General features: G+C 71.1%; 18 protein-coding genes. 9 read left to right on the top strand and 9 right to left on the bottom strand.

Features of this window, described 5'->3' with window-relative positions; all coding sequences use genetic code 11:
* The first annotated feature begins 121 nt into the window (after window positions 1-121).
* A complete protein-coding gene (locus tag VET29_RS33040) occupies window positions 122-415 on the top strand; it encodes a hypothetical protein (RefSeq protein ID WP_324928066.1) in 294 nt (97 codons plus the stop codon).
* 49 nt (window positions 416-464) lie between these two features.
* On the opposite strand, the gene VET29_RS33045 is transcribed toward VET29_RS33040, so the two are convergent.
* From VET29_RS33045 to VET29_RS33080, 8 genes are all read right to left on the bottom strand, one after another.
* Entirely contained in the window at window positions 465-1616 is a 1152-nt protein-coding gene (locus tag VET29_RS33045) for a hypothetical protein (RefSeq protein ID WP_324928069.1), read from the bottom strand.
* A gap of 103 nt (window positions 1617-1719) precedes the next feature.
* Window positions 1720-2946 (bottom strand): cytochrome P450, encoded by a 1227-nt coding sequence (locus VET29_RS33050; protein WP_324928073.1) that lies wholly within the window; start codon window positions 2944-2946, stop codon window positions 1720-1722.
* Window positions 2947-2958: 12 nt separating this feature from the next.
* Complete coding sequence (locus VET29_RS33055; protein ID WP_324928076.1) at window positions 2959-3819, bottom strand: class I SAM-dependent methyltransferase; 861 nt, start codon at window positions 3817-3819, stop codon at window positions 2959-2961.
* Between the two features lie 22 nt (window positions 3820-3841).
* Window positions 3842-5029 carry a cytochrome P450 gene (locus VET29_RS33060; RefSeq protein WP_324928078.1) on the bottom strand — a complete coding sequence of 396 codons (1188 nt, stop codon included), beginning with the start codon at window positions 5027-5029 and terminating at the stop codon, window positions 3842-3844.
* A gap of 39 nt (window positions 5030-5068) precedes the next feature.
* The gene (locus VET29_RS33065; RefSeq protein ID WP_324928081.1) at window positions 5069-6235 is read right to left on the bottom strand and encodes a cytochrome P450; all 1167 of its coding nucleotides are present in this window, start codon (window positions 6233-6235) and stop codon (window positions 5069-5071) included.
* Between the two features lie 11 nt (window positions 6236-6246).
* A complete protein-coding gene (locus VET29_RS33070) occupies window positions 6247-7392 on the bottom strand; it encodes a class I SAM-dependent methyltransferase (protein WP_324928084.1) in 1146 nt (381 codons plus the stop codon).
* Window positions 7389-8579: a cytochrome P450 gene (locus VET29_RS33075; protein WP_324928087.1), complete on the bottom strand. Its 1191-nt coding sequence runs from the start codon at window positions 8577-8579 to the stop codon at window positions 7389-7391. The genes VET29_RS33070 and VET29_RS33075 overlap by 4 nt, the downstream gene beginning before the upstream one ends.
* Window positions 8576-9841 (bottom strand): glycosyltransferase, encoded by a 1266-nt coding sequence (locus VET29_RS33080; RefSeq protein WP_324928091.1) that lies wholly within the window; start codon window positions 9839-9841, stop codon window positions 8576-8578. Before VET29_RS33080 ends, VET29_RS33075 begins: the two co-directional genes overlap by 4 nt.
* A gap of 169 nt (window positions 9842-10010) precedes the next feature.
* On the opposite strand from VET29_RS33080, the gene VET29_RS33085 reads away from it, so the two are divergent.
* The 4 genes from VET29_RS33085 to VET29_RS33100 are packed head-to-tail and all read left to right on the top strand — an operon-like array spanning window position 10011 to window position 16735.
* A complete protein-coding gene (locus VET29_RS33085) occupies window positions 10011-11435 on the top strand; it encodes an NAD(P)/FAD-dependent oxidoreductase (RefSeq protein WP_324928093.1) in 1425 nt (474 codons plus the stop codon).
* Window positions 11432-14029 (top strand): ferritin-like domain-containing protein, encoded by a 2598-nt coding sequence (locus VET29_RS33090; RefSeq protein WP_324928095.1) that lies wholly within the window; start codon window positions 11432-11434, stop codon window positions 14027-14029. The genes VET29_RS33085 and VET29_RS33090 overlap by 4 nt, the downstream gene beginning before the upstream one ends.
* Before the next feature lies 1 nt (window position 14030).
* The gene (locus VET29_RS33095; RefSeq protein WP_324928097.1) at window positions 14031-15581 is read left to right on the top strand and encodes an FAD-dependent monooxygenase; all 1551 of its coding nucleotides are present in this window, start codon (window positions 14031-14033) and stop codon (window positions 15579-15581) included.
* Window positions 15581-16735, top strand: a complete 1155-nt coding sequence (locus tag VET29_RS33100; RefSeq protein WP_324928099.1) for a cytochrome P450 — start codon at window positions 15581-15583, stop codon at window positions 16733-16735. Before VET29_RS33095 ends, VET29_RS33100 begins: the two co-directional genes overlap by 1 nt.
* On the opposite strand, the gene VET29_RS33105 is transcribed toward VET29_RS33100, so the two are convergent.
* Window positions 16716-19364, bottom strand: a complete 2649-nt coding sequence (locus VET29_RS33105; protein ID WP_324928102.1) for a helix-turn-helix transcriptional regulator — start codon at window positions 19362-19364, stop codon at window positions 16716-16718. The two genes, VET29_RS33100 and VET29_RS33105, sit on opposite strands and share 20 nt — an antisense overlap.
* 188 nt (window positions 19365-19552) lie before the next feature.
* Between VET29_RS33105 and VET29_RS33110 the strand changes: the two genes are divergently transcribed.
* The 4 genes from VET29_RS33110 to VET29_RS33125 are packed head-to-tail and all read left to right on the top strand — an operon-like array spanning window position 19553 to window position 23942.
* On the top strand, window positions 19553-20848 hold the full coding sequence (locus tag VET29_RS33110) for a hypothetical protein (RefSeq protein WP_324928104.1): 1296 nt from the start codon (window positions 19553-19555) through the stop codon (window positions 20846-20848).
* Window positions 20845-22164 (top strand): extracellular solute-binding protein, encoded by a 1320-nt coding sequence (locus VET29_RS33115; RefSeq protein WP_324928106.1) that lies wholly within the window; start codon window positions 20845-20847, stop codon window positions 22162-22164. The genes VET29_RS33110 and VET29_RS33115 overlap by 4 nt, the downstream gene beginning before the upstream one ends.
* A 3-nt stretch (window positions 22165-22167) precedes the next feature.
* On the top strand, window positions 22168-23061 hold the full coding sequence (locus VET29_RS33120; RefSeq protein WP_324928108.1) for a sugar ABC transporter permease: 894 nt from the start codon (window positions 22168-22170) through the stop codon (window positions 23059-23061).
* On the top strand, window positions 23058-23942 hold the full coding sequence (locus VET29_RS33125; protein WP_324928111.1) for a carbohydrate ABC transporter permease: 885 nt from the start codon (window positions 23058-23060) through the stop codon (window positions 23940-23942). The genes VET29_RS33120 and VET29_RS33125 overlap by 4 nt, the downstream gene beginning before the upstream one ends.
* Window positions 23943-23944 lie beyond the last annotated feature (2 nt).

Raw genomic sequence — 23944 nt, forward strand, 5'->3', positions numbered from 1 at the left:
CGTTCAAACACACCGAGTTGCGGTTTCGTGCACATGCCCGACCAACGTCCGGCACCGGCACCCGGCATCGGCCTGCAGCGGCAGCGGCAGGGGTCCGCAGCGGCCGGCAGAGGGGGCGGCGGTGGGAGCGGCATCCGGCACCGGCCGGACGAGGCAGCGGGAGCAGGAGTGGGAGCGGCGGGAGCGGCAGCGGCAGGGCCCGCAGCGGCCGACAGCGGGAGCGGCAGCGGGAGCCGGCAGCGGCAGCGGCCGGCAGCGGCAGCGGCAGCGGCAGCGGCAGCGGCAGCGGCCGGCAGCCGGAGCAGGGAGCAGGGAGCGGCAGGGCCCGGCCCGCAGCGGCCGGCAGCAGGAGCAGGAGCGGCCGGGGGCGGGGGGCCTTCTCCTGCTCCTGCTGCCGAGCGGCTCGAACGGGTGACGACGGACTAGGCGCATCACGTCGGGTAGCGCCACCGTCACCCGTCGTGTCAGACCTTGGTGGTCACCGTCAAAATGGCCAGGCACATCTCGTCGCTGGTGCCGTCGCCCCAGACCACATAGCGCGGCTTCAACCGCTTGAGCTGTGGCAGCTTCGACCGCAGGGTGGCGTCGTGGGTGCAGGTGACCCGTACCGTATCGCCCGGGTTCAGGCGGACCGGTTGGGGCAGGACCTGTTCCGACTGGTCGTCGAAGTTGTACGCGGGCTGGTCCAGCAGCGTCCGCGCGTTGGGCGTGCCCGGGTTCAGCTCGACCGTCATCGACCGGCCGAGCAGGTGCATGTGCGGCGTGATCGCGTACAGCAGCGCCGGCTGGGGGATCTGGTGGTCGCAGTGCTGCGTGTTCCCGGGTACCGGCTTCCTCCCCTGGTTGCAGTACTGGTTGAGCCCGTCGACCTCGTCCCGCGCGCCGGCGCCGGTCCGCTTCGCCAGGTCCGCGATCGCCGCGTCGCGGTCGCACAGGGGGCCGGACTCCGCCGGCGCGCATGGCAGCTCGATCGGGCCCGGCAGCAACGTCCCCAGCAACGGTGTCGCGTCCGCCGTCCCGGGCAGCAGGCGCAGCCGGATCGACGACCGGTCGGTCGCCCCCGGTTTCCCGTTGGTGGCCAACAGGTTGTAGTGCACCTGAAGCACGATCCGGCTGCCCGGCGTCAACCGGTACCCGGTGCGCTCGCCGATCAGCTTCTCGTCGTGTCCGGGAGCCCACGCGCCGATGTAGCTCGACCGGTCCTCCTCCAGCCCGCTGTCGCCGAAGCACTGCCAGCCGTCGCCTTTCGTGCTGTCGTCCAGGCGCTTGGCCTCGTCGACCTCGTCGGCGGGGATCTCGTAGAAGATCCCGTGGTGCACGATGTCGCGGTTCTGCGGGAGGAACTGAGTGCCGGTCAGGTAGGCGGGCTCCTTGATCTTGGGGTCGATCAGGAAACACCGGTACTCGTCGGTGCCCCCGGCGGGCGGGACCGGCTGGTACGGCCGCGCGAGCCCCACCTCCTCGAACCGCTCCCCGGCCCGCAACGCCGCCGCCTTCGGCGGTGGCCCGGCATGTGGATGCCCGCTGCCCTCGTTGGCGACCGAAGGAGTAATGGTCCCGCAGGCCGCGAGCACGACCAGCGCCGGAAAAGCGACGACGAACTTCCTGATCCCCATGACCATCCCCCTGATATGCCCCGGTTGTCATCGACGCTATCGCTCACGTCGATGACAGGGATCCGGGAAAATCCCTGATATCAGGGTAGGGGGAATAGCCAGGTCAGGCCAGGCGAGCCGGTAGCCGGGTCACGCAGCGGGTTTCGATTATGTCGCTCCAGGTCGGCGTTTCGGCCGCGGTCAGCGTCGGGAAACGGGATTTCAGGCCGGTCAGGGTGATCGCCATTTCCGCGCGGCCCAGGGCCGCGCCGCTGCAGTGGAACATTCCATAACCCATGTTCAGCATGCGGTGGGTGTTGCGGGTCGGGTCGAAACGGTCCGGGTCCGGGAACACCTGTGGGTCGCGGTTCGCCGATGCCAGCAGCATCCGGACGGACGAACCCGCCGGGATCGTCGTGTCGGACATGTCCACGTCGTCCAGGGCTATCCGGGGAATCGGCGTGTACAGCACCACGCCGTCGTGCCGAAGGGTCTCCTCCACGAAGGACTGGACGCGGGGTTCGTCGCCGTCCAGCCAGTCCCGGTACTCGGCATGGTCCAGATAGGACTGCATTCCCCTGTCGATCCCGGCGATCGTGCTCTCGTAGCCGGTCATCCACATGATCCACAGGATCGCGATCAGCAACCGGTCGTCGTCCGGCGCGTAGCTGTCGTGGACCTTGACCAGCCGGGAGATCATGTCGTCCCTCGGCGCCTGCCGGCGTTCCGCCACGCGCTCCCGGAAGTACTCCTCCACCTGATCGCTCGCCTCGTCGGCGGCCAGCATGACCTCCTCGGAGGACGTCACCAGTGCCTGCATCATCAGGGCGATCGTGTCCGCGATCCACGTCTTGTCCTCCGCCGGCACGCCCACCCGCTCGGCGAACACGAACTGTGTCAGCGGCATCGACACCTCGGTGTGCAGGTCCACCACCTCGCCCGCGGCCAGCCGCTCCCCCAGCCCGGCCAGGATGCGGTCCAGGTGCTCCTCGATCCGCGGCCTCAGGTGCCGTACCCGCGCCGCGGTCATGTCGCGTGCCATCACCGACCGCAGCCGGGTGTAGTGCGGCATGTTCTTCGCCGCGAACGCGGCCAGCTGCTTGGTGATCGACGGGTGGTCACGCTTCGACGGCGGCAGGTCCGCCGCCATCGCGTCCTGCTCCGGCACGGTGAACGCCGTCCCGGTGTGCTGCATCGTGTAGAACACGTCGTCGTAGTTGCTGATCAGGTAGAACCCGGCCCGCGTCCGGTGCACCGGGTCGTTCTCCCGCAGCCAGTGCAGGAACGGGTACGGGTTGCCACGATGTTCCGGTCGCGCCAGCTCTTCCAGCGCGTCGACGGCGGCAGTCACGGGATTCTCCTTCTATGCGAACGGGCAGGCGGACCGCGGCGAGTGCGCCAGGAAGTAGGCGACGGGGAAGCCGAACCGCACGCGCCCGTCGGCGTCCGCCGCGGCGGTCGCGTCGGCGACCAGCTCCCGTTCGACGGCCGCCCTGTTCTCCTCGGGCACGAAGTCCCACACGGCACGCATGCCGTGCTGCTGCGTCCAGCGCACGACGCTCTCCGGTGACTCGGCGACCACCGCCACCTCCTCGCGGTGCTCCACCACGTCGACGAACCCCGCCCCCGCCAGCACCTCGGGCATGGCCGACAGGTCCAGCAGGTTGCCCTCGACCAGCCTGGCCAGCATGGGGTTCGCGGCCATCACCTCGGCCGGGATCGCGGCCGCCAGCTTGCCGATGTCGACCGGCCCGGACTGCCACGCGCCCTCCTGGTTGCGGGTGTCGGGGGCGGTGAACGCCAGCGTCCCGCCGGGCTTGAGCAGCTGGACGTAGTTGCCCAACGCCGTGGGCAGGTCCCGCAGCAGGATGATGCTCATGCTCCCGGTGATCGCGTCGAAGTCACCGGGCGCGAACGTCGGGTCCACGCCGTCCATCTGCCGCACGAGGATGTTGTCGCGGCCCGCGGCTGCGGCGGACACGGCCTCGACCATTTCCCGTGACAGGTCGATCGCGTACACCTCCCCCGCCGGCCCGACCGCCTCGGCAAGCGGAAACGTCACGGCGCCACGGCCGCATCCGACGTCGAGCACGCGGGCCCCCGGGGAGATCCCGAGATGTGAGACCAGCCGCTCGGCCAGCGGCTTGAAGAAGACCACGCCTGCCGTGTCGTACTCGCCGGCGACCTTGTCGAAGACGCCGTCGAAAACTCCTTGCTGTGTCATGGAGAACTCCTGGATCGATGGGTCACCACTCGACGGGGATCGTCTTGGGGGAACGCAGCAGGCCGCCCTCCTGCCACTCGAGGTCCTCCCACGGCACGGCCAACCGCAGCGTGGGAAAGCGGTTCACCAGCCCAGCAAGGGCTTCCTGCATCATCACGCGGGCGAGCGGCGCCCCGGTGCAGTAGTGCGCGCCGCCGCCGAAGCCGAGGTGCCGGGCCGCCTCCCGGCGGGTCAGGTCGAGCGTGTCCGGCTCGGCGAACACGCTCGCGTCGCGATGTGCGAGGTGGTGCAGGGGAATCACGCCCTCGCCCGTGCGTATCCGCTGGCCGCCGATCTCGACGTCCTCCTGCGCGATGCGGATCGGCAGGCCGCTGCGGGACAGCCGGGAGAACCGGACCAGCTCCTCGACCGCGGTCCGCACGGCGTCCGGATGCGCCACCAGCCACGTGTAGTGCTTGGGGCGCTTGAGAAGCGCGGTGAAGCAGACCGCCATCTCCTTCAGCGAGGCGTCGTTCGCGGCGACCAGGATCATCAGCAGGTTCTGCACGATCTCGGCGTCGGACAGGCCGGCGTCCCCGTCGCGCACCCGGATCAGGTCGGTGGTGAAGTCCTCGCCCGGCCGCTCACGCTTGAGCTTGACCAGGTCATAGCCGTACTTCTCCAGCTCGGCCGCCGACTCCATGATCTCGACGGCGGTGAACGACGTGGTCCGCTGGATGTGCTCGGCCCACTGCGCGAACCTGTCCCAGTCCTGCTCGGGCGCCCCGTACAGCTGGCAGATCACGGTCACCGGCAACGGCGTCAGGAAGCTCGCCAGCAGGTCGAGCGGCTTGTCGGTGAACCCGTCGAGCAGCTTGCCGACCAGCTGACGGATCGCGGGTCGCTGACGTTCCTGTGCCGCGGGCGACAACGCCTTCACCATCAGCCGCCGGACCCTGGCGTGCTCCGCCCCGTCCAGGCTCGGCAGCATCTCCGGCGCGGCCTGGGCGGGCGTGGTCCTCGGCGCCCGCGGCGCGAAGGCCGCCGGCCGGCTCATGCGTGGGTCGGTGATCACCTGCCGGGCGGTCTCGTAGGTCAGCGCGACCCACGCCTCGGTGCCCTCCTCGGTGACGGCACGCACCAGCGGCGCCTGGTCGCGGAACCCGAGCGCGACGGGATCGTCCTCGTCCGCCTCGCGCAGCACGAACGGGAAGAGCGGCAAGTCGGCCATGTTGTTCCTCCTGTGTTGGACGGGTCGCGCCGCTCCCGGTCACCACTCGACGGGCAGCGCCCGCGGCCCACGCTGCAGGCCACCCTCTTTCCACGGCACCTCGGCGGCGGGCACCGCGAGCCGCAGCCCGGGCAGCCGCTCCGTGAGCTGTGTCAGCGCGGTCGTCAGCTCCAGCCGCGCCAGCGGGGCACCGAGACAGAAGTGCGGCCCCGCGCCGAACGACAGGTGCTTGTTCGCCTCGGGGCGCGTGAGGTCCAGCTCGTTCGGACACGCGAACACGGCCGGGTCGCGGTTGGCGACGTGGTGCAGCACGGCGACGGTCTCACCGGCGCGGATCCACTCACCGCCCAGCTCGACGTCCTCGACCGCGACCCGCACGAGCAATCCCGTCGGCGACAGGAGCAGGTAACGCAGCAGCTCCTCGACCGCCCCCGGGACCAGGCCGGGATCCTCGACCAGCCACACGTACTCGTGCCGGCGCGACAGCAGGAGCAGCAGCGAGTTGGACAGCTGCTTGAGCGTCGTGTCGTGACCGGCGCCCAGCATCAGGAACAGGTTGTTGACCAGCTGGTCCTCGGTGATCCCGCCCACCGCGATCAGCTCGGTGGTGAGGTCGTCGCCGGGCTCGCGGCGCTTCCGCTCGACGAGCTTCGCCATGTACCGCTGGAGGTTGCCGATGCCCTCGGCGATCTCGTCGGGTGTGAAGCCGGTGTCGCCCAACATCCGGTCGGTCCACGCCATGAACTGGTCCCGGTCCGCGTACGGCACGCCGAGCAGCTGGCAGATCACCGTCACCGGCAGGGGCGCGGTGAAGTGCTCGACCAGGTCCAGCGGGGGTCCCTTGCGCTCGACCGCGTCGAGCAGGTCACTGACGAGGCCGGTGATCCAGGGCCGCATCCGCGCCACCATGCGCGGGGTGAACGCCTTGGCGAACAGGCGCCGGGCGTGCGCGTGCTCCTCGCCGTCCATGCTGATCAGCAGGTCCGGCACGGCGTTGCCGACCTTCGGGCCCGCCGGCTCCACCGCCGCCCGCCGGGAGAACCGGGGGTCGGTCACGACCTGGCGTGCGGCGTGGCTGGACAGCGCGACCCAGATCTCGGCGCCGCGGTAGCTGGCCCGCGTGACGGGGGCGTGTTCGGCCAGCTCGACGCCGAGCGTGTCGGTGTCCGGCGCGCTCGACCGCACGAACGGGAACTCCGGCAGCATGCTCGTTCTCCTCACAGGAACAGCGCCGACTCGGCGTTGGTGACCCAGGCCGGCGCGCCGCGTTCGGTGTTGAGTCCCTTCTCGACGAACGCGATGTTGTGGTGCACGCAGACGCCGGAGACCGTCCGGTCGGTGAGCGTCGGCTCGTACTCGCCGTCCCGGACGAGCTGCTGGTGGTTCAGCCCGTCCAGCAGGGTCTTCACGAACCCGACCGTGGTGGCCGGCGAGCCGAGGTCGGTGCTGCTGCCACCCCACCCGGGCCAGTAGGAGGCGCCGATGTCCTCGATCACGTAGCGACCGCCGGGCCGCACGTGCGGGAACAACGCGGCGAACGACGCGATGACATGGTGGTTGAGGTGGCTGCCGTCGTCGATGACGACGTCGAACGGGCCGAGGTCCGCGAGCGAGGCGAGGAACCCGGTGTCGTCCTGGGCGCCGTGGACGGCACGCACCCGTGGGGGCGTGACCAGCGACTTGTCCTTCGAGTCGACGCGCACCAGCTGTCCGCGGCGGAAGTAGTGCGTCCACATGCGCAGCGACTCGCCGCGGTCGCAGCCGATCTCGAGCACGCGGACCGGGCGGTCGCGGAAGCCGCCGAGGTAGCGCTCGTAGATCGCCGTGTAGTAGTGCCGGCCCCACTTGTCCGCGCCGCTGGCGATCGCCAGCTCGGTGAGGTCGGCCGGGTTCTGGGTCGCGGCGTGGCTCGCCGCCCTGGCCGCCGCGATCGCCTGCGCCCGCCGGCGCGCGCCGGTGCCGTCCGGGTCCGCGCCCGGCGGCCCGTCCGAGGCGTTGAGGACGATCTCCCTTGTGGTGTCATGCTTTCCCGGCTCGCCGTACACCGCGCCGAGCAGCTCGGTGAGGTCCTGGCGGATCACCACGTCGGCGCCGTCGTACCAGCCGGGTTCGACGGTCGCGTCCGTCATGACGTACCCGAGCCGGTCCGCGCCGAAGCCGAGGTCCCACTGGACCGGCACCTTCTCCTCCGGCCCGGGCAGCAGCTGGGCCAGCGCGGCCACCTCGGTCAGCACGAGCTCGGCGACCGTGGCGGGGCCGAGGCCGGCGACGGCGGCATGATCCGGCCGCGCCGCGACGGCGAGCACCTCCTCGATCCTGACGGCACCGGGATCTCGGTGACTCGTTCCGGTAGCTCCGCTCATCGGTCGTACCTTTCGTCATCGAGCACGACGGGAAGCACGCTGATGCGGCGGGTCATCCACTCGGACTCCCAGCGCACCTCGGTGGTCCCGCTCAGCCGGGCGTGCGGGAAACGCGGCAGGAACGCGGACAGCGCGACCCTGGCCTCCAGGCGGGCCAGCGGTGCGCCGAGGCAGTAGTGGTGGCCGAGCCCGAAGCTGATGTGGTCGCGGGCCGCGTCCGGGTCGAAGTCGTCCGCGTGTGGACACCGGTTCGCCGCGGCCACGTTGATCTGCACGGGTGCGCCCCTGGGGATGAGGTAGCCGCCGAGGTCGACGTCCTCGGTGGCGAACCGCCAGGTCGCGTGCGGGAACGGCGGGTGCACCCGCAGCGTCTCCTCGATCCACCGGTCGATCTCCGCCTCGGTGCGTGGCCGCCGGTCCGGTGGCCGGCGCAGTGCCTCCAGGATCGCCGCGGCGATGAGACTCGCGGTGGACTCGTAGCCGGCCATGACGAGGCCGACCGTCCAGGTGACGACCTCGTCGAGGGTGATCGACTCGTCCGCGATCAGCCCCGTGATCAGGCCGTCGCGCAACGGGCCGGGGTCGGCGGCCCAGCCGGCGACCGCGCCGGCCAGTGCGCCGACGCCGGCGGTCCGCACGGCCTGGTCGGGTGAGTAGATGATGTCGTCGGTGGCCCGCCGCATCACCGGGTGCAGCTCCGCCGGCAGGCCGAGCATCTCGCAGATGAACCCCAGCGGGAGCGGGTAGGTGTAGTGCTCGACCAGGTTCACCTCGCCGGTCAGCTCGGCCAGCAACGTCTCGGCGAGCGTGACCAGCCGCGCGCCCCACTCCTCGGTGTTGCGGGGCGTGAAGATCCGCGCGTGCAGCCGCCGGATCCGGGCGTGCGCCGGCCCTTCGCTCATCACCATCGTGCGGGCGACGTCCGCGCGGGGCTGGGAGCCGAGCATGACGCCGGGCACCCGCATCCACTCCGGGGTCAGCTCGATGTCCTTGGACAGCCGCCGGTCCGTGAGGGCCGTGCGCACGAGGTCCATGTCGCAGACGGCCCATGCGGTGCCGCCGTAGTAGTCGACCTTGACGACCGGGGCCGTGCGGCCCGCCGCGACGAGGCTGGGCATGCAGTCGACCGGCGCGGGCACGGTCGGGACGTCGACGTGCGGCGCGTCCAGCAGCTCCTCGGCCCTCACCGCCGGACCATGCCCTCGACCAGGTCCGCGGCGTGGCGCGGACCGTCCTGCGCGAGGTACTCCTTCTGCAGCCGGGTGGCGGCGTCGCGGTACCTGGCGTCGTCGAGCACGCCGCCGACCGCGCGCCGGACGCGTTGCGGGGTAACGCCTCTGAGCGCGACTCCCGCACCGGTCCACGTCACGCGCCTGGCCACGTCGGCCTTCTCCTCGGTGGCACCCGCGACCACGAGCGGCACGCCGTGGGCAAGCGCCGCGTTGACGCCGTTGAACCCGCCGTTGGTCACCATCACGTCCACGTGCGGAAGAAGCTGGTGGTACGGCACGAATCCCTCGACGCGGGCGTTCGCCGGCACCGGCGTCTCGAGTGGACGGTTGCCCGTGGTCACCACGACGAGCACCGGCAGGTCCGCGAGCGCTTCGAGGGCCGGTAGGAGCAGGCGGTGTGTGTCGTCGGCGACCGTGCCCTGGGTCACGAGCACGACCTTCCGTCCGCCGTGGAGCTCGGGCCACCAATCGGGCGGGGTGGCGTCCGTGCCGGGTTGGTCCAGCAGGCCGACGAAGTGCGTGCCCGCGAAGAGGTCGGAACGGGGGAACTCGAACGACTCGACGGTGCCCATCAGGTACAGGTCCGGCCTGCGGGCGATGTTCTCCAGCACGCTCGCCGGCAGCCGGGGCAGCCCGGCCGCGGCCCGCACCTCGTCCGCGCGGTGGCGCAGGGCACGCAGGGCGAGGTGGTCGCCCGCCAGGGTCAGCAGGCGGTTGCGCAGGCGGCCGGGCCACGACGCGGACGGCCCGAGCCCGTAGCCGAGCGGCGCGGTGTCCCTGCTGCCGAGCAGGTAGACGGAGTTGCCGACCCACGCCTGCGGGATTCCGGTGTGCTCACTGAGAAAGCAGGCGCCGTAGCACATGTCGTCGGAGACGATGACGTCCGCGGGGAACCGCGCGAGGACGCCACGCAGGTCCGCCAGCTGGTCGACCGCGGTGCCGTAGAAGATGTCCGCCATGCCCGCGCGGAAGCTGGCCAGACCGGTCAGGTTCGCGTGGTCCGGGAACGCCTCCCGCTTGCTCATCCCGCCGAAGTCCCGGGCGGCGCACATGGGTTCGGGGGTCGCACCGGCCGCGCGGATCCTGTCGTGATAGGCCTTGCCCGTGTACCAGCGCACGTCGTGCCCGCGCCGGACGAGCTGCCGCACGACCGGAAGCACCGGGTTGACGTGGCCGTCCGCCGGGGTCGTCGCGACCAGCACTCGTGCTCCTGCCATGCCCGCCACGCTGCCCGCCCACCGCCTCAAGGGAAACGGTGCGCGGGCAACACCGTCAGCCTGGGGGATACGGGACACCGGACGGGGCCACCGGAGCCGTCAAGCGCTACCCACTCTGGGGATGCGCTGTGGGATGTGGGGGCCGGGCCCGAGCAGTTGATGATGAGACATGCGAGTGCCCAAGACGATCACCGTGCTGGGGGCGGGCGCCGCGGGGCTGGTCGCCGCGTACGAGCTGGAGCGGCGCGGGCACCGCGTGGAGGTCATCGAAGCGAGTGACCGGGTCGGCGGGCGCGTGTACACGCACCGCTTCGGCGCCGGCAAGCGGGCGCCGTTCGCCGAGCTCGGCGCGATGCGGGTCCGCACCGACCACACCCGCACCCTGCACTACATCGCCAAGCTGGGCCTGCTGAGCGAGATCCGCGAGTTCCGGACCCTGTTCTCCGACGACAACAACCTGCTGCACACCGGGAATGGCGGGCACGTGCGGGTACGCGAGGCGCCCGACGTCCTGGTGTCGCGGCTCGACGCGATGCTGGGCAGCCATCGCTACCGGCACGGCACCCTGCTGTTCGGCGCCTGGCTGAGCGCCTGCGTCAACGCCATCGCGCCGCGGGAGTTCCGGGACTGGCCCGGCATGAGCACCGAGCTGCTCGACCTGGTCGACCGGATCGACATGGAGCCGTACTCCTACGGGTCCACAGTGGACCTGCACGCGGTCATCGCCGACCACCCGCACCTCCAGCCGATGATCTCCCACGGCCACGACCGTCTCCTCGACGACGTGCTCGGCGAGACGACGGCCGCGCTCGTCCGGCTGCGTGGCGGCATGGACGCGCTGACCGCCGCGCTGGCGGCGCGGGTCCGCGGGCCGATCGCGCTCGGCCACGAGGTGACCGGGCTGTCGGTGCGGGACGACGGCGTGCTCGTCGGGGTGCGCCACGCCGGCAGCACCACCTACCGGCACGCCGACCACGTGCTGTGCACCATCCCGTTCCCGGTCCTGCGGACCATGCACCTGGACGGATTCGACGACGACAAGCTGAGCGTGATCCACGAGACCCGGTACTGGCCGGCGACGAAGATCGCCTTCCACTGCCGCGAGCCGTTCTGGGCCGCGGACGGGATCACCGGCGGCGCCTCGTTCACCGGCGGCCTGACGCGGCAGACCTACTACCCACCCGTGGACGGCGACCCGTCGCTGGGCGCGGTGTTGCTCGTCAGCTACACGATCGGGCCCGACGCCGACGAGATCGACCGGCTCGCGCCGGCGACCCGGTACCAACTCATCCAGCGGGAGGTCGGCCAGATGCATCCGAGGCTGCGGGAGCCGGGCATGATCCTCGGCTCGGCGAGCCAGGCGTGGGGCGACCACCCGTGGAACCGCGGCGCGGCGGCGATCCGCTGGAGCCAGGACGCGGCCACCTGCCAGGAACAGCAGGCCGCGGCGGCCCGGCCGCAGGGCCGGCTGTTCTTCGCCGGCGAGCACTGCTCGTCGAAGCCGGCGTGGATCGAGGGCGCGATCGAGTCGGCCATCGACGCCGTGCACGACATCGAGTGGTACCGGCCGGCGCTGAGCAAGCAGGCACAGTGAGCGTCTTCCACCTGCCCCGCCTGCACTTCACGGGCACGGCGACGACCTGGCGGCCCGTCGGGCCCGGCAACGGCCACTTCGCGATCGACGCGGCGGTGTCCGGTGTGGAGCGCCGGCCCGGCGAGGCCGACGCGACCGATCCCGCGGTGGGCCGGCGCGTGGACATGTGGGGGCACTACAACGAGTACCTGCAGACGACCGCGAACCGCGCCCGCGTCTTCGACCTCGACCCGTCGTCGGACCGGACCACCACACTGATGGTGGGCCAGTTCGGCCTCGGCCGGGGCGACCGCTCGCACGACACGGACTACCTGCTCACCGGTGCCGTGCACGGCTTCTCGCCGCCGCGGTGGCACGACGCCCGCCGGGGCACGGTCGTGCACCAGTTCGTGGTGGCGCGGGAGGACGTGACGTGGCTGGTGGCCGGGTCCGTCGCGGCGGAGATGCTCTCGGACGGCATCGTCGTGCAGTTCGCGCTCCTCACCCCGGCGACGCCGCAGGTTCCCGACGCGCCCCGGCGGTGGGACCTGCGGGGCACGGTCGCGCCGTGGCACCGCGGCGAGTCGCGGACCTACCCGGCCGGCCGGCTGCTGGTGCCGGTGGACGAGGAGTCGTACCCGCTCACGGTCGAGGTGGCGGACGGGCACGTCATGTTCAACCTGCCGCCGCCGCGGGACGCGGAGCTGCGGACCGCCGGAGAGGCACTGCTCCTGGCGTCCACACGCGACGGTCGCATCCTGTCCCGGGAGCGGGAGATCAACCTCCACGTCGACGACGCCTGCGTGTTCCTGGAGCATCCCCGCCATCCCGGCGACCACGAGCACGACGTCGAGGTCGGGTTCCGCGCCTTCGTCCGGGGCAGGCCCGCGCCCGTCGCGAACGTGGCGCTGCGCCACGACCCGGCCGGGATCGTGCACGGTGTGGTCACGTGCCCGGGAGCCGACGGGGCCGGGCGAATCGTCCTGCGGGGCATCCGGGCGGGCACGACCCGGGTCGTGCTCACGGTCGACGGCCACGAGGCCGGCGACCTGTTCGTCCGCGTGCTGCCCGACGACTGGTGGCTGGCGGACCTGCCACCGGAGGAGATCACCTTCGAGCTGGTGCACCGCGAGGTCCTCGCCCCCTACGAGCGGCGCTCCTCGTTCATGCGGCAGGAGGTCTTCAGCCTCGCCGACCGGTGCAAGGTCGATACGTACGCGAAGCTGATCTGGCAGATGTGCGATCCCCGCAACAAGGGCAAGACCTACTACATGCCACCCACCCGGGACCTGACGCTGCCCAAGGCGGGGCTGCTGCTGCGTTACCTGCGGTCACGGCAGCGACCCGAGCACGTGCTCCGCACCGTGCCCGCCGCTCCTGTCCACAGAGGACTCCGGACCCGCGAGGAGCTCGTGTCCGCGCTACGGGACGGCGTCACGCTGGAGCTGGCCGTGATGCTCCAGTACCTGTACGCGGCGTACTCGGTGCCGGCACACGGCGCGGGCCTGGAGTACGTCCGCACGGGCGACTGGACCGCCGAGCAGCTCCGGACCGCCTGTGGCGACGGCGGCGAGACGCTCGACGGCGGGATCCGTGGCGTGCTGGTCAGGATCGCCCGCGAGGAGATGATCCACTTCCTGGCGGTCAACAACATCCTCACGGCCATCGGCGAGCCGTTCCACGTCCCGGACGTGGATTTCGGCACCGTCAACGCGAACCTGCCCGTCCCGCTGGACCTCTGCCTGGAACGACTGAACCCGGCCAGCGTCGAGCGGTTCGCCGAGATCGAGCGGCCGGCGGGCCGGACCGACGTGCTGCTGGGTGACCGGGCGGGGCGGGCCGATCTCGACGAGCACACCTACTCGTCGATCAGCGAGCTGTACCGGGACATCCGGCAGGGCCTGCGGGACATTCCGGACCTGTTCCTGACCGAACGCGGCCGCACCGGCGGCGAGCACCACCTCTTCCTGCGTGCGGCCCTCAACGACCGCCACCCCGACTACCAGGTGCGGGTCGACGACCTCACCAGTGCCCTGTTCGCGATCGACGTCGTCACCGAGCAGGGCGAGGGTGGGGAGCTGGCCGACGGCGACGAGCCAGCCGAGGAGTCGCACTACGAGGCGTTCCGGGGCCTCGCCGCGGTCCTGCGTCATGGCTGGGTGCCGTCCTACCCCACCGTCCGGAACCCGACCGTGCGCCGGGGCGACCGGACCAGGCAGTACGTGCCGGACCCCGACGCGCGGGAGGTCATGCGGCTGTTCAACGAGAGCTACTCGGTGATGCTGCGGCTGATGGTCCAGCACTTCGGCGGCGGGCCGGACACCAGCCTGCGCCGGTCGCGGCTGATGAACACCGCCATCGACGTGATGACCGGTGTCATGCGCCCGCTCGGCGAGCTGCTCGTGACCATGCCGTCGGGACTGCCCGGCCGGACGGCGGGCCCGTCGTTCGAGCTGGACGACCCACCCGCCTTCGTCGCACGGCAGGACGTGGCGGTGCGGCGGATCGCCCAGCGCCTGGCGGCCATGGCCGTCCAGGCCGTGAAATGCCCGCTCGTGCCGGCCGGGGTGGCCGAGCTCTGCACGGTGCTGGCCGACCAGATCCGAGGAGGCTGACATGCACGAGACCGACGTGCTGATCGTGGGCGGCGGCCCGGTGGGTCTGGCGCTGGCGCTGAACCTCACCCATCGGGGCATCGACCACCTGGTGATCGACGAGGGCGACGGCGTGGTCCGGCACCCCAAGGTCAGCACGGTCGGGCCGCGGTCGATGGAGTACTTCCGGCGCTGGGGGGTCGCGGACCGGATCCGCGAGGCGGGCTGGCCACCCGACCACCCGCTGGACATCGCGTGGGTCACCCGGGTCGGCGAGTACGAGCTCCACCGCTTCGAACGCGGCACCACGGCCGACCGTCCCGCCTTCGCGCACACGCCGGAGCCCGACCAGGTCTGCCCGGCCCACCTGCTGAACCCGGTGCTGGCCAAGGCCGTCGGCTCGCTGCGGTACCGGTGCCGGCTCCAGGGCTTCACGCAGGAGCCCGACGGTGTCCGCGCGGAGGTCACCCACGACGGGACGACGACGGCGGTGTCCGCCCGGTTCCTGGTCGCGTGTGACGGCAGCGCCTCCCCCGTCCGCGGGTCGGTCGGCATCGACGCCCCGTCCCTGCACGAGACCAGGGTGTTCCGCAACATCCTGTTCCACGCGCCGGAGCTGGCCGCACGGCTGGGTCACCGGACCGCGCTGGTGTACTTCCTGATGCGGTCGTCGGCGCTGCGCTATCCCATGCGTTCACTCGACGGCCGCGGCCTGTACAACCTGGTCGTGTCGGCCGACACCGACGAGGACGCGCTGTCCCTGGTGCGGGACGCGATCGCGGTCGAGACACCGGTCGAGCTGGTGTCGGACGGGGTGTGGCACCTGACGCAGCGGGTCGCCGACCACTACCGGTCGGGGCGGGTGTTCCTGGCCGGGGACGCGGCGCACACGCTGTCCCCGTCGGGCGGTTTCGGCATGAACACGGGGATCGGCGACGCCGCGGACCTGGGTTGGAAGCTCGCGGCCACACTCGACGGCTGGGCCGGACCGGGTCTGCTGGACACCTACGAGACCGAACGGCGGCCGGTCGCGCTGGACAGCCTGGCCGCCGCCAACACGAACCTGACGCGCACCACGGACCGGACGATCCCGGCCGACCTGTCGCTCGACACGCCGCGGGGCGCCTCGGCGCGGGCGGCGATGGCCGAGCGGCTGGCCAGCGGTGGCGCATGGCGTGAGTTCGACGCGCCGGAGGTCCACTTCGGATTCCACTACCGCTCGCCGATCGTCGTCGCCGACGGTCCGGCCGAGGTCACCCCGGACTGGCGGCCGGGCAGTGACCCGGGCAGCCGTGCCGCGCACGCGTGGGTCCGCCCCGGTCTGTCCACACTGGACCTGTTCGGCCGCGGCCACACGTTGCTGCGGTTCGCGGACGCCGGTCCGCTCGACGGGTTCCGGCGCGCGTTCGCCGACCGGGGCATGCCGCTGGCGGTCGTCCGGTGCGAGGACCCGGAGATCGCCCGGTTGTACCGCTTCGGGTTCGTGCTCGTGCGCCCGGACGGCCACGTGGCGTGGCGCGGGGACGAGCCGCCGGCCCCTGACCTCGCCGATGTCGTCCGAGGGGCCCGGTGATGGAGCCGTTCTCGCCGCGGGACTGGCCGGCGGCGGACATCGCGAACCCGTACCCGGTGTACCGGCGCTACCGGGCGGCGGATCCGGTGCACCAGGCCGAGCCGGGCACGTGGTACGTCTTCGGCTACGACGACGTCGCCGACGTGCTGTCGAGCAAGGCCTTCGGGCGCAACATGCCGGCGCACATTCCGGGGCGGAACGACGCGCTGCGCCGGAGCGTGGAGAACTGGCTGGTCTTCCTGGACCCGCCCCGGCACACCCGCCTGCGCCGCCTGCTGTCCGCCGAGCTCTCCACCCGGGTGGTGGCCGACCTGCGCCCGCGGATCGCCGCCGTGGCGCGCGGCCTGCTGCGTCCGTTGGCCGGGCCGCACGACTTCGTGAAGGAGTTCGCGGCACCGTTGCCGGTGCTGGTGATCTCCGAGTTGCTGGGGGTGCCGGGGAGCCTGCACCCGTGGTTCCGCGAGCGCGCGGAATGGTTGCAGCAGGCCAGTTCCGCCCGCGCGGCCCGGGACGGGTTCACGAAGGCCGAGACCGCCGCCCGCGAGCTGACCGAGTACTTCGCCGGCCAGGCACGGCTCCGCCGCCGTTCGCCGCGGCGAGACCTGGTGTCCCTGCTGGCGAACGCGCCCGGTCTCACCGACGACGAGATCACCGGCACCTGCGTGCACCTGCTGACCGCCGGCCACGAGACCACGACGAACCTGCTCGGCAAGTCGGTACTCGCGCTGGCCGCCCGGCCGGCGCTCGCCGACCGGTTGCGGGCCAGGCCGTCCGCCGCGGTCGACGAGCTGGTCCGGTACGACGCACCGGTGCAGATGGTGACCCGCTGGGCCACCGAGCCACGGGCGCTGGGCGGGCGGCGGATCGACAGCGGCGACAAGGTGGTGCTCGTGCTCGGCTCGGCCAACCGCGACCCCACCAGGTTCCCCGAGCCGGATCGGCTGTACCTGGACCGGGACACCTCGCGGCACTGCGGCTTCGGGCTGGGCATCCACTACTGCCTCGGCGCCCAGCTCGCCAGGGCAGAGGCCGAGATCGCCCTCCCCCTGCTGCTCGACTTCCTGCCCGGCCGCACGGTGGACGGTGTCCACTTCGGACACGACATGGTGTTCCACGGTCCGACGAGGCTGCTGCTCAGTCGTTGGGCTGGATGAGGCGGGCCAGCTCGATCCGTGAGCCGATGTCGAGCTTGCGGAACACCTTGCGCAGGTGGAAGGCGACGGTGTGGGGCGAGATGAACATCCGGGCGGCGACCTGCTTGTTCGTCAGTCCGGTCGCGACCAGTGCGGCGACCGAGCGCTCGGTCTCGGTCAACGCCGCGAGGCCGGTCCCGGACCGGGTTCGGACACGCCAGTGCCGCCTGACGACCCCGAGCTCCCGTAGCCGCCTGCGGACCCGGGCACCGTCCCGCTCCGCCCCGACCGAGTCGTAGCGCGCCGCCGCGACCTCCAGCCGGGACACCGCGGCGTCCCGGTCCCGCCCGGCCAGCATCGCACCCAGGTCCTCGGACGCCGACGCGCTCGCCCACGCGTCCACATGCCGCTCCGCCGCCTCCGCCAACGCGCCGGCGTCACCGTGCAGGACCCCTCGCGCGTGCAGTGCGGACATCACCAGCGACCGGACCTCCCGGCTGTCCCCCGCCAGTCGTTCCACTGTGGACAGCGCCGCCGCGGCCCAGTCACGTTCCCCCATCGCCAACGCGGTGCGCACGATCCACGCGGCGGCGGCGGGCTCCTCGACGAACAGCAGCTCACGCCCGGCGGAGTCGCGGCAGACCGCCTGCAGTACCGGATCCTCGCCGTCCCCGGCGAACTCCAGCTGGGCCTGCGCCCATTCCAGCGTCACCGAACGCCGTCCGGTGATCTCCCGGAACGCCCACGCCGCCAGCGCGTGCTCCGCCACCTTCGCCGCGAGATCGGCCCGTCGCAACGACACCGTGGTCAGCACCGCCAGCGCGGCCGGCAGGTACACGTGCGCGCCCGTCTCCTTGGCGAGCGCCAGCGTCTCGCTCGCCTTGGTCAGCGCGTTCGCCAGCCGGCCGAGGCAGAGGTCGATCCGCGCGCTCAGCAGTGTCGGCAGCACGCTCAGCGCGGGGTCGACGCGTGGACCCACCGCCGCGATCGCCGCACGGGCGCCGTCGACGTCCCGCAGCCCGGTCAGGATCGCCGCCCGGACGAGCAGAGGGTGCCCGAGCCAGGTCACCGGCTCGCGTGCCTCCGCCGACCGCGCCGCCGCGTCGGACAGCCGCAGCGCGGCGGCGATCCGCCCTGCTTGCCAGGCCTGCATCGCACACGACGGCAGGCTGGCCACGTCGGCGTGTCCGCCATGGACGACCGCCGCCATCGCCGCGTCGAGCCCCAGCCTCGCGGAGTCCGGCGTCACCCGGTTCCCTTGCAGGACAAGGGCTGCCGAGAGCCAGTGGCGCAACGCGCGGTCCGCTTCCGGTGGCAGCTCCCGATCGAGGGCGCCGGTGGCCAGCTCCACCGCAGTACACAGGGGCCCGGCCCTGGTGCACGACTCGACCGCGAGCCGCGTCAACGGCAGCCACTCCGCACTGTCGTCGCGGACGAGCTCCAGGCCACGCAGCGACAGGTTCACCGCCGCCCGCGGCGACGGTCCCAGCGCCCGCTCCGCCGCCGTCCGCAGCATCTCCAGCGTCAGCGGGTCCCGCAGCGTCGCGCCGAGCAGGAGGTGCTCGGTCATGTCGGCGACGGGACCGCCGCGCGTGAACAGCAGCCGCGCGGCCTGATGATGCAGGGCACTGCGGATCGGCACCGGAATCCGTTGCAGCACAACCTGCCATGCCGGGTCCCGGCGAAACCGCATCCGCTCCGCCACGGAGTCCAGCAGCTCGGCCGAGACGGCCTCCCGGAACGCGGGCGCCAGCGCCGCCAGCGGCTGCCGCAGCATCTTGGCCACGTCACCCGGGGTGAAGGTCCGGCCGAGCACCGCCGCGACGTCCAGCAGCTGCCGAGCCTGCGCCGACAGCGGGTCGAGTCTTCGCTGGACCAGTGCGGCCAGGCTCTCCGGCACCGCACCGCCGAGCTCACCTGACAGGAACGCGTTGTCGTGCTCCCGGCTGACCAGGCCGTCGCGCACCAGCCCGTCGACCAGTGAGATCAGCTCGCCCGGGTTGCCCTCGGCACACGCGGCGAGCTCGGTCAACGCCTCGTTGGGCGCGGCGCCGAGCAGGTCCTCGACGACCATCGCCACCGCCTCCGCGGACATGCGCCGCAACCGCATGTGCACCATGGCATCCCGGTCCTCGACGTAGCGCACCAGCTGGTCGAGGTGGGCCGTGCACTCACCCGGACGCCGCGCGAGCACACACACCAGCGGCCTCGTGGTCAGCAGTGAGAACACGGTCTCCAGCGTGGGTGCCGTCGGTTCGCTCCACCGGAGGTTGTCGAGGGTGACGAGCAGCGGGGTGCGGGCGAGCCGGCTCTCCAACACCACCCGCAGATCGGACGGGACGACGTCGGTGTCGCGGAGCCTGCGCACCAGGACGTCCGGCCGGAACTCCTCGTCCATCGCCAGCCTGGTCACCCGGAAACCCTGTGCCTGCGCCAGGTTCGCCAGCTCCGCGAGCAACGCGGTCTTGCCGGCGCCCGCCCCGGCCACGATCGACACCGCAACGCCGTGGCCACGCGTGACGGCCGTCCGCAGCAGCTCGGCGAAGCAGGACAGCTCCAGGTCGCGCCCGCGTAGCGGAAGTCGCTTGGCGCCAGACCGAACCGGACGGTGCCGAAACGTCGGGGGAACCTCGGCGCTGTCCACGATCACCGTGAGTACTCCTATGAGGACGCAGAGTCAATACTGGTGGACCGAACGACTCGACTCTCGTGAACGAAGGGGCACGGGCGTGATCACGAGAAAACTCTTGACCAACTCGACGCGCGCAGTAACGTGAGAATCACCGGAAAACCGAACCATTTTCGAACCTGGATCGTAATGGTGGTGCCGTGTTCGCCGTGATCGCAGTCGTGGTCCATACCGCTCGCCGCGAGCTCTTCGAGGAGGCGGCGAGCACCCTGGCCGGCGTCGATCTCAGGTGGGTCGGCTACGACCACGAGGACGACATCCGCCGCCAGGTCGCCGATCTCCTTGCCGAGAGCCACATCGACGGGCTCCTCCTCGGCCCGGTCCCCTACACCGCCTGCCGCGACCTGCTGCCGGCCGACCTGTCGGTGGCGGTGACCAGGTCCTCGGCGCTGGACCTGGCGATGACCCTCTACCGCGCCCTGGCCAAAGGCTGGCCCCCCACACCGGTCAGCATCGACACCTTCGACAACGCCACCGTCGACGAGGTCGCCCGCGCGCTGGACCTCGACCGGGACCGGATCGCCTGCCTTCCGTACTGCCACGAGCAGACCAGTGCGGAGATCGCCGAGTTCCACCTCGACCACCACCGCCGGCACGACAGCTACGTCATCAGCGCACGAAGTGCCGTCGTGGCACGGCTTCACGGGACGGTGCCGCTGCTCAACGGCATGCCCGTGCCCTCGACGATCCGCGTACAGCTGCACGAGCTGGCCCTGCGCATCGAGTCCACCCGGGCGAGTGCCCTGCGGTTCGCGGCCGGCATCTTCCAACTGTCCAAACAGGACGGTCGGACCGATCCCGACCGGGCGCGGGTCGGGATGACGAACCTGTTGGTCAACACCCCGGAGTTCGCCGAGGCCTGGATCGAGAACCGGGACCGGCGCGGCGTCCTCCTGTTCGCCCACAAGGCACTGTTCGAACGCGTCACGCACAGCTGGGTCACCGTGCCCGCCCTCGACGAGGCGGCGAGCACCCTCGGCATCCGGGTCGCCGCGGGGTTCGGCGTCGGGGCGTCGGCACGCAACTGCGTGCTGCTGGCCGAACGCGCCGCCGAACGCGCCGACCGGGAAGCCTCGCCGGCCGGTTACCTCATCGAGGACAGCGGGCTGATCATCGGTCCGATGACGCCGACGCGTATCCCGCTGGAGTTCTCCTACCGGGGTCACCGCGAGGGACTCGAGGACCTCGCGGGCAGCGCCGGCCTGAGCGCGACCACGCTGTCCCGGCTCGCCGCGCTGGAACACAGCCTGGCCGGCAGGCCGATCTCACCGGGCGACCTCGCGGAGTCGCTCGGCATCACCGATCCCAGTGGGCGCCGGCTCATCCGGAAGCTCAGCGCGTGCGGCCTGGTCACCGTCGCGGGCAGCGCGCAGAACCACGCCAAGGGCCGCCCATCGCGGCTCTACCACCTGCACATCGACGACGCCCTCAAGGAACAGACATGAACGCGTTCACCCGCAGGGAAGCGCTCAAACTCGCCGGCCTCGGAGTCTCGGCCTCGTTCCTCGCCGCCTGCGGCGAGGGCGGTGGCGGCAGCGGCGACGGCACGGTCCGGTTCGAGGGCTGGGACTACGAGGCCCAGCTGGTACAGCAGAACCTCGACCGGTTCGCCAGGCTGAACAAGGACATCAGGGTCTCCTACACCCCGATCACCAGCGCCCAGTACGTCCAGAAGGTGGTCGCGGAGTTCACCGGCGACGCCGGCCCCGACGCGCTGTACGTCTACGACGACTCGCTGGCGGGCTGGGTCGAGGCCGGCTACCTGCAACCGCTCGACGGGCTCGCCGGCGTGGCCGACGTCTACGACTCGATCTACCCGTCGAACGCGGAGACCATGACGTACAAGGGAAAGCGCTACGGCCTGCCGTACTACACGGACTCCCAGTGCCTGATCTACAACGCGGAGATCCTCGGCAAGGCGGGCTTCACCACCCCGCCCAAGAGCCTCGACGAGCTGACGCGGCAGGCGCTGAAGATCAAGAACGACGGGCTCCTGGAGTACCCGATCGGGATGACCGCGCAGCTGTCGGACACCTGGTGGGCATGGGTGTGGGGCCTGGTCTTCGCCAGCGGCGGCGAGATGTTCGCCGACGACCACACGCCGGTGCTGAAGTCGAAGGACCCCACGACGAAGAACGTCTTCGCCTGGCTGCGGGACGCCGCCAACAAGTCCAAGGTGCTCGACCCCGCGTCGCTGCAGCTCCTGCCCGTGCCGCTGGACAACGCGATGATGGCCGGCCAGTACGCGTTCACCATCGGTGCGCGCTACGCCCTGCGGACCTACAACGATCCGGCGAAGTCGAAGGTCGCCGGCAGGATGAAGCTCGCGCTCGTCCCCGGTCTCGAGGACGAGTCGAAGGGCACGGTCAGCAACACCCGTATGTACGGCCTGTCCGCGAACACCCAGGTCAAGGACAAGGCGGTCAAGCTGCTGACCTACCTCGGCGGCTACGACCGCGACAAGGTGCCCTACACCGCCAAGTTCTGGTTCATGCAGCGCGGACTCGGATTCACCTTCACCGACCTCGCCAAGGACCCGGACGTCGTCGCGGCCCTGAAGAAGTTCGCGGACCCCGTCGTCTACCAGGAGCTGGCCGAGACCGCACACGCCCGCAACGTGCTGGACGTCCCGTGGTACACCGAGTTCGAGACGGAGATGCACAAGGTGGTCCAGCAGGTGCTGACCGACCAGGCGACCCCGGAGGCGGCCGTCGCGAGCCTCGACAAGACCGCCGGCGACCTCAAGAAGAAGTACTCCTGAGGCATGCCAAGGAAACCGTGGAGCGACAACGTCCGCGCCTACGCGCTCAACGCTCCCGCGATCATCGTCATCTCGCTGCTCGTCGCCTATCCCATCGGCTACTCGTTCTGGGTGAGCCTGCACCGGGACAACCTCAAGCAGCCGCTGGCGAAGCGGTTCATCGGCCTGGACAACTACCTGTCGCTGTTCCATGACGACGCGTTCCTCGCGTCGTTGCGGGTGTCCGCGTTGTTCGTGCTGGTGGTCCTCGCGTTCACCGTGGTGCTCGCGATGACGCTCGCGCTGGTGCTCAACGAGACCTTCCGCGGCCGGGGCCTGCTGCTGAGCCTCGCGCTGCTGCCGTGGGCGATGCCGGGCGTGGTCAACGGCCTCATGTGGCGGACCGTCTTCGACGCGAAGACCGGCGCGCTCAACGGGTTGCTCACGCAGCTCGGTCTCGTCGACGGCTACCAGGCCTGGCTGACCTCCGGGACCGGCGCGTTCTTCTTCACGGCGATGGCACAGGTGTGGAACACGCTCCCGTTCTCGGTGATCATCCTGCTGGCCGGGCTGGCGACGATCCCCTCGGAGCTGTACGACGCCGCCAAGGTCGACCGCGCCGGTGTCCTGCGCCGCTTCGGGCAGGTCACGATGCCGTGGCTGACGCATCCGCTGCTGATCGTGCTGATCCTGGAGACCATGAACGCGTTCCGCGCGTTCGACACGATCTACGTCCTGACCGGCGGTGGTCCCGGCAGCGCGACGACCACGATCGCGCTGCTGGACGTGCGGACCGTGCTCACCTACACCGACTTCGGGCTGGGCAGCGCGTACGCCTGGGTGATCACCCTGATCACGCTGGTGGTCTCGATCGGCTACATCGCTCTGCTCTACCGGAGGGGGAACTTCGAGGTATGACCACCGTTCCCCTGCGGTACCGGGTGCCGTGGAAGAAGATCGTCGTCTACGTGCTCGCCGTGCTGTTCGCGCTCTACCTGGTGCTGCCGTTCTACTGGATCGTGGCGATGAGCTTCATGCCGGAGGCCGACGCCGTCTCCGTCCCTCCACAGTGGATCCCGGAGCACCCGACGCTCGCGAACTACCTCGGCTTCGTCGACCCGAGCGACGCCCAGGCGCTCGTCGGTTCGCGGGCGATCGAGGAGACGCCGTACTCGCTGCTCAACAGCCTGGTCGTGGCGGCGTCCACCGCGCTGCTGAACCTGGTGCTCGCGACCTTCGCGGCGTACTCGTTCTCCCGCATCAGGTTCCGCGGCAGCCAGCTGCTGCTGGTCCTGTACCTGATCACCAGGATGGTGCCCGGCATCGCCATCATCATCCCGTTCTACCTGCTGATGCGAGAGTTCCACCTGCTGGACACCTACCTCGCGCTGATCCTGTCCTACACGACCTTCGCGCTGCCGATCACGATCTGGATCCTCAAGGACTTCTTCCGGTCGGTGCCGAGAGAGCTGGAGGACGCGGCGCGGGTCGACCGCTGCGGGTGGTTCCGCACGATGTGGTCGGTGTTCCTGCCGGTCGCCGCGCCGGGCCTGGTCGCCGCGGCGGTCTTCTCGTTCATGACGGCGTGGAACGAGTTCATGTTCGCGTTGTTCCTGACCAGCACCAGAGCGGCGAAGACGATCCCGGTGGTGGCGGCGAACTTCGCCACCGACTTCAACACGCAGTACACCGTGATGGCCGCGGCCGGCGTGCTCGCTGTGCTGCCGCCGCTGTTGCTGGCGTTGGTCTTCCAGCGCAAGCTCGTGGCCGGCATGGCGGCCGGCTCGGTGAAAGGCTAGGT

This window comes from Actinophytocola sp. (assembly GCF_035634895.1).
Classification (GTDB): Bacteria; Actinomycetota; Actinomycetes; order Mycobacteriales; family Pseudonocardiaceae; genus Actinophytocola.